The 6,216-nt window shown below is 62.6% G+C and carries 4 protein-coding genes; 1 reads left to right on the forward strand and 3 read right to left on the reverse strand.

The genetic code is table 11. The features are described from left to right. Window positions 1–746, forward strand: a 746-nt coding sequence (locus ACIREA_RS24265; RefSeq protein ID WP_397384920.1) for a DUF2314 domain-containing protein, incomplete at its 5' end; no start/stop codon positions are given. Between the two features lie 285 nt (window positions 747–1,031). Here ACIREA_RS24265 and ACIREA_RS24270 read toward each other — a convergent pair. From ACIREA_RS24270 to ACIREA_RS24280, 3 genes are all read right to left on the reverse strand, one after another. Next, window positions 1,032–1,391 carry a hypothetical protein gene (locus tag ACIREA_RS24270; RefSeq protein WP_397384921.1) on the reverse strand — a complete coding sequence of 120 codons (360 nt, stop codon included), beginning with the start codon at window positions 1,389–1,391 and terminating at the stop codon, window positions 1,032–1,034. A 217-nt stretch (window positions 1,392–1,608) separates the two neighbouring features. After that, the gene (locus tag ACIREA_RS24275; RefSeq protein ID WP_397384922.1) at window positions 1,609–2,838 is read right to left on the reverse strand and encodes a hypothetical protein; all 1,230 of its coding nucleotides are present in this window, start codon (window positions 2,836–2,838) and stop codon (window positions 1,609–1,611) included. 613 nt (window positions 2,839–3,451) lie between these two features. After that, window positions 3,452–6,216: SdrD B-like domain-containing protein (locus tag ACIREA_RS24280; RefSeq protein WP_397384923.1), on the reverse strand; the 2,765-nt coding region annotated here is incomplete at its 5' end.

Here is a 6,216-nt window from a genome sequence, read left to right on the forward strand (position 1 = left end):
GGTCTGCGCAGGATACCTTTCGTTACTTTTGGAGGGAACTTGCGTGGGAGCGGCGGCGCATCGTGCCCGGCTTGGACATGGCCATGGTCAAGCTGCCGTTCACGGATGGCCCCAGAACGGACGGGAAATCGGAATATGAACACATGTGGATGGGAGATATCGAGTTTGATGGGGACTCCGTCAGCGGCACGCTCCTGAACGCGCCGAATTGGCTGACTTCGGTACGCAAAGGAGATGCGGTGAGCGTTTCTTTTTCCCACATCACGGACTGGATGATGACGGCCGATGGCCGCGCCTATGGAGGGCACACCGTCAATCTCATGAGAGCGAGGATGGATCGCAGCGCACGCGCGCAGCATGATCAGGCCTGGGGCCTGGACTTTGGCGATCCCGCAGACATTCAGATCGAAATTCAGCGACAGCCAAAAGTAAAAAAAGGGCTGCTTGCCAGCCTGCTTAGCAGGTCCGCTCCAAAGGAGATCCCGAAGTTTTGCGATCATCCCATGTGTGTGAACATGCTTCCCAAGGTGGAGGCTCAGCTGAAGGCCGATCCGGGCATTGCCCGTTCCATTGATGACCAAGGATGGAGTCTGCTCCATCATGAAGCGCTGGCGGGTAACCTCGGCATTACGACCCTGCTTTTACGTTACGGGGCTGATCCTTCTGCGCGCACCCCTTCTGGGTATACGGCTGGGGACTTGGCCAGAAAGATAGGCTGGTCGGAGTTGGCTGAGTCCATTCGCTGAACAAAACCTTCAGGGCCCAATCACGTACTCAAGCAAGGGGATGGTCCCGCCACTGCCGGACTTCCGAGTTCCTTGGGGCCACCAAGGCTTTCCAATACAGCGCTTGGCCGGTTGCCATGCTCCTTTTTCCGGTTGCCCATGGCAACCGCGAAAACTGCACCGCATTGCCACCGCCTGCCTGCAGTTTGCATTCGCCTGCGCTCTCCTGCACAGCCTTCAGTCCCTCGGTTGCCAGTTGCCCACCCTAGGTTCTGGGGGGTGGAAACTGGCAACCAGTCGTGTTTCCTACCAGCGGAAGCGATCGCGCAAGGTGGGCTCAGGTTGATGATGGGACAGGCCCAGCAGGCAGCCGAGCGTGAGGCCGAGGGTGAAGGCTCCGAGGACGACGGGGATGGGATTCTCACGCACGTACTGCTTGGACTGCACCAAGGTGTCTTCCGCGCGGACGGCTGCGGTGTGGTAGAGGTCTTCGGCGCGGACTGAGGCGGTTTTGTAGAGGTCTTTGGCGGCCTGGGTCGCGTCCTTGGCGGCAGCCTGAGTGGCGGCGATGCCGCGCTGAGCAGCGTCCTTGGCGGCCTGTGTGGCGTGGTCGGCCAGGTCTTTGGCGGCTTGGGGCAGTTGGTCGAAGGGAGGTGGGTTGTTCATGATGTTGTGTGGGTTGGTTTGGGGTGTGATGGTTCCAAGCTACGCAGTGGGGTGTGTCCGTGCCATGGGGTGAATGCCTCCCCTCGGCTGTCACTGGCAGGATCGTTTCCGGGCATGAAAAAAGCCGTTACAATCGGTGCCCCGAAGGGCCGATGAACGGCTGATTCCCGCATGAGGCTGCGCCGAGACGCAGTCTGACGCGCTCCTCTTTTTGACCTTACTCCGTGGGGCTGAGCGTCTCTGGGTAGGTCTTGCCTTTGCCGGTGAGCGCGGTGCCCACGAGGGTGGTGTTGCCGCCGTTGTCGAGCTGCTTCTCGTACACGGAGAGGCCGGTGGGAGTGAGTACAGCGAGGCCGTCTCCCAGCGCGAGAGCCTGGCATTTGGTGGTCTCGTCGCCGCTGGTCCAGAGCACCTTCTTGGTAAATTCGCCGCCGGAGATGGTTGCCTTGCCCTCGATCTGGCTGTCCTTTACTTCGCGCAGGGACAGGTATTTGCCGTTGAGCTTCTCGGCTTCGAATTTCGCCTGCGTCATGTCCGCGTTGCCAAGGAGGATCGCGTCTGCGTTGGTGGCGGCGGAACCGGCGCTGGACCAGATCCCGATGAGGGAAATACCCTCCGACTGACCGACGATGCGGTAGATGGAAAGCCCGCTGTCCAGTGCGACGCCGAGCGTGGAGCCGACGAGCACACCGTTGCCGTGGGAGACGGTGTCGCCGATCTTCCACTCGAGGCCGATGACGCCATTCACCACACGGATTTCCACCGTGCCTTTGTAGGCGGTGCCATCGGGATTGCGGCCGATGGACTGATGCACACCGACGAGGCGCTCGGGATCAAAAGCTTCGCCTTCCTCAGCAGCTGCGGACGGTTCCTTCAACGTGGTGCTGGTGATGGTGGCCTTGCCCTCGGCGATTTCCAGCACGGCCCAGACGTTGGCCGCTTGGGGCGTTTCATTTTCCTCCTTCACCTTGCCTGCGGCCCAGAAGCGCAGCAGCAGGCTGCCATCCGCCTGCCAGCCCACGGCTTCGGTGCCTTCCGCTGAAATGTCGTTGATGGCCAGGATGGTCGCGGCCTGCTCATCCGTGAGCTGCGGCACGGGGATCTCCTTGAGCGAATTCTTCGTGACCTGGTAGAGGGAAACAACCTGGCTGCGGGGCGCGCCACCGCTGACGGCCACGAGCTGGCGATCCTCAGACCACAGGAAGTTCGGCACCACGGAGGACTCAAAGCCATAGTCGCTCGTCTCCTTTTCCCGGTTCCAGAAGGTACCGAAGACCTTGCCGGTGGCGGTGTCCTTCAGCACGTAGATGGGTTCCTCTCCTTCTTTGCTGGCCGAAACGATGTCCAGCTCTGCGAGGGCGGAGCTGGCAAGGGAGAGCGCGCAGCAGGAAAGTAGAGTCAGCAGGCGATGCGTTTTGAAGGAGCGGAGTAAAGTGGAGGGATGCACGCGCGCCTCTTCATCTCAGGAAGCCGGGGTGTCAAGAGGGCGGCACATCTGGAAGGGCAAAGCGCAATAGGTGGGGAAAAGCCGGGGGGCTTTTGGACAGGGAGGATGCTAGGTGTCCTCAGCACGCGCTGGGACGAAGGATTCTACGGACGCGCATAGCGCATCCCTGCTGGCTGAAGGTGGCTCGGTACGCCTGAAATAAAATACCATAACATGTCATGCAACGTGTCCCTGCCAGCCGTGGTTGGCTCAGGTGCTTCAGGGGGGGAGGGAACCGCTGCGCGGGTCCGTGATTCCGGGTCTATGGCGGCGCAGGCATTCAAAAAGGTGCGCCGTCCCCCGGCGGTGAAAGGCAGAAAGGGTGAGGAACTGGTTGCCAGTTTCCACCCCCCAGAACCTAGGGTGGGCAACTGGCAACCGAGGGGCCGAAGGCTGTGCAGGAGAGCGCAGGCGAATGCAAACCGCAGGCATGCGGTGGCAATGCGGTGCAGTTTGCGCGGTTGCCATGGGCAACCGAAAAAATGGCATGGCAACCGACTTGGCAGTCAGGATGCGGACGTTTCCACCCGCTCACATGCCGGTGGTCTATCACCACACCCATCCTGCATTCCCATCACCACGGCGCAGTCTGATTCAGCTGCAACGGCGCGCTGCGGATGAGGAAGAAGCCGTGGAAGGGCTGCACAATGGCGGCAGGTGCTGGCGTGGTCTGCGGCATCCAAGCGGGCGGAGTGGTGGTGCCGTCGAGGTAGTAGCCAGTGTAGCTGCTGGCGTCTGGCGTGGTGTCGCCATCCCAGAGGCGGAAGCGATCCGCGGCGTCCGGTGTGAGGCCGGAGGTGAGGCCATTGACCGGGGCAGGGGTGGCCACGGGCCAGCCGGGGGCGACGAGCTGGGTGCCGGTGACGAGGGGGGTGACGTAGTTCGTCAGTCGCACTTCGCCGGTGAACATGAGGGCATTGCCTGCACCGCGTACCTGCACCATGGCGGCCTCGTGGGCAGCGAAGGGGCGGGCGTTCATGCTGAGAACGTCGCTGAGCCAGTAGCCATTGCTGTTGGTGAGGGTGGTGTAGTTGCTGGCGGCAGGGTCGAAGAAGAGCACGCGGTCTTCGCTGCTGAAGGCGGTGGATGGAAGCAATACACCCAAGGTGTGGTGCTGGCGGATGCTGATGCGTGCATTGGCGAGACCGGCATAAGACTGGCTGGTATTTTGCAGCACGACTGTGTTGCCGGAGCTGCTGGTGGCGTCGATGTCGAAGCGCTGTCCGGCCAGCGGGCCGTCGAGGACTTCGAGGTAGAACGAACCGGCTGGCAGGGTGATGATGGCCTGCAGCATGACTTCATTGGTGCTGACGGCGGCGACACGGCCGGTGAAGAAGGCGGCATTGAGCAGCGGCATGCTGAAGGTGCGTGAGCCGGGGGCGAAGGACTGGCGGCTCCAACCCTGGATGCCTGACGTTACGGTGGCTTCGGGGACGCCGTCGCGGTTGGCATCGAGATCGACCTTGAGGCGGATGTAGCCGGCGTCGAGGCCCTTGAAGACGAGGAGTTTTTCGAGGTTCGAATACGAGCGTGTGAGCGTGCCGTCCGCGTTGATGGTGGTGGTGGCCGCCATCGTCAGCTTCTTCCAGGCGGAGGCAGTTCCGGCCTTGCTGAGGTCGGTCAGGGTTTCGAGGCTGATGATGAGGTCATCATGCGTGGCGGTGGGCTGCGTCAGCAGGGCGATGAGCGTGCCGGTGGTGGCGTCATGCGTGAGGGCAAAACGGTTCGGCTGCAGCGGGTTGGCAGGATCGGTGCCCAGAGCGTATTCGAGCAGGTTGGAGATGCCGTCTTCGTCAGGATCTGCGGTGGCGCCACCGATGTCGCTGCCCTGGCTCCAGGTGGCGAAGGTGCTGGCTCCTGGAAGGACGCTGGCGGTGAAGCCGCCGGTGATGATGTAACGGCGGATGGCCGTGCTGGCGGCAAAGCCGGTGCCGGCAGGAGCGACGATGCCTAGGTCGCGTGTGAGATCGACGCTGGCGTCGGTGGCGTCATCGGTGGACCCTTCAGCACCGGATTCGGCGGCACCCACAGGGCAGAAGCCGGGGCGCAGGGTGAAGAGGCCGGTGCTGGCACCATTGACGGCGGGGCTGTTGTTGAAGATGAGATCCTGACCCACGTCGTCATCGCCCTCGATCACGGAGGACATCGGCAGGAGTCCTTCCAGCGGTGAACCTGTGGTGAACTGTGACGCAGGAATGTGCAGGAAGTAGCTGCCTGGATTCAGGCCTTCGAGGTAGTAGCGGCCTTTGCAACTGCAGCCCGAGCTTCCAACGCTCACCGGATCATCCACGCCGGGAGTTGCACCCTGGGCGTAGAGTTCGACGTAGATGTTGCCGAGGCTTTCACCCTCATTGCGGCGGCCGTCGCCATTGATGTCGAGGAAGATGAAATTGCCGACGGCCACGCTGGACCAGAGGCCGAAGTCCACGGTCAAATTGGTGTCAGCATCCGTGTCACTATCGGTGATGGATTCCGCACCGCCGGAGAGGCTGATGACGGGGCTGAAGAGAGCCGTGCCGGAGCCGCCGGGCTGCGCGCCGTCATTGTTGTTGTCGACGTTGTTGTCCGCGATGGAGGCCGTGCCACCGGTGAAGAGATAATCCACAGGAGGCGTGACCTTGACGTAGAAATTGCCGGCGGGCAGGGAGCTGAAGAGATACGCACCGCTGGAGGTGGTGGTGAAGTCACTGCCGACCTGCACATCCGCTGCGGTGCTGCTGCCGCCGATGGCATTGTCATCGCCGGTGGTGAAGAGCTGGACGGTGGCTCCGGCCACACCGGGTTCGCTGCTGTCCTTGAGGCCGTTGTTGTTGGAGTCTTCAAAGACCAGATTGCCGATGGAGAGCGTGCGCACCTGCAGGGTGATGTTGAAGGACTGCGCACAGGCGTTGGCATCCGTGACACGGATGGTGACCGGGAAGGAGCCCTTGGCCGTGGCTGTGCCGCTGAGAATACCCGAGGAGGAGATGAGGACGCCGCCGGGCAGATCCCCGCTCTGCAGCGCATAGCTGTAAGGTGCGGCGCCGCCGGAAGCGGTGAGCGTCTGCGAGTAGGAGGCGCCGAGATAGGCGACCGGCAGCGTGGCGGTGGTGGGGGAGAGATTCAGGGTCGGGCAGACCGGAGCGAGCGTGTAGGCGGCCGTGCCGGAACAGCCATCGGAAGCCGTCGCCTTGAGGGTGAAGGTGGTGGAGGAAACGCTGGTGGTGGTGCCGCTGATCGTGCCGTTGCTGCTCAGCGTCATGCCGGCAGGCAGCGTGCCGCTGACCAGGGTGAAGGTGTAGGGGGTCAGGCCGCCTGAAGGGGTGATGGTCTGCGAGTAGGCAACGCCGATCACCGGCG

The sequence above is a fragment of the Prosthecobacter sp. genome, assembly GCF_044373815.1.
GTDB lineage: Bacteria > Verrucomicrobiota > Verrucomicrobiia > Verrucomicrobiales > Verrucomicrobiaceae > Prosthecobacter.